The organism is Chitinophaga agrisoli, from assembly GCF_008386695.1.
Lineage (GTDB): Bacteria > Bacteroidota > Bacteroidia > Chitinophagales > Chitinophagaceae > Chitinophaga > Chitinophaga agrisoli.
In genome coordinates this window covers 1-532 of sequence record NZ_VUOC01000128.1, presented here as the reverse complement: position 1 = coordinate 532, position 532 = coordinate 1, and the positions used below count along the sequence as shown (strand labels likewise).

The window sequence follows — 532 nt, the reverse complement described above, 5'->3', positions numbered from 1 at the left end:
CAACAACGGAGGCGGCAATTGGGGTCGAGTCCACTTGATTGGCTTCAGCTTGGGCGCGCACGTTGTCGGTAACGCTGGACGACAGGCTGGTGGCAGACCCAACAGGGTTACCGGTTTGGATCCGGCTGGGCCCAGGTGGGGTGGTAACAACCAAGCCCTGAACCGTAACGCAGGAGCTTATGTGGAGGCAATCCACACCGACGGTGGTCTTCTCGGTATTTTTGACCGCATTGCTCATGGTGACTTTTACCCCAACGGTGGCAGAAACCCCCAACCGGGTTGCAGAGTTAGTACCTGCTCTCACAGTCGAGCCTACGAATTGTACGCCTCCACTGTTCGTCACAATCGTTTCGTTGGCAGACTATGTAACAACCTCAATCAGGCTCAGAACAATCAGTGCTCTGGAGGTACCTTCAACATGGGTAATGCCGTATTTGGTAAGCGCGGAAACGGAATCTACGGACTCAGAACTGGCAGCAGTTGGCCTTTCTAAAAATACGATATCTGTTAATCAAATAAAGCAAAATTCGAC

At 52.3% G+C, this 532-nt stretch carries 1 protein-coding gene; it reads left to right on the top strand.

Translation table 11 applies throughout. From position 1 onward, the window contains the following. Positions 1-34: 34 nt before the first annotated feature. Complete coding sequence (locus F0L74_RS34740; RefSeq protein WP_497707338.1) at positions 35-493, top strand: alpha/beta hydrolase family protein; 459 nt, start codon at positions 35-37, stop codon at positions 491-493. The last annotated feature ends 39 nt before the right edge of the window (positions 494-532 follow it).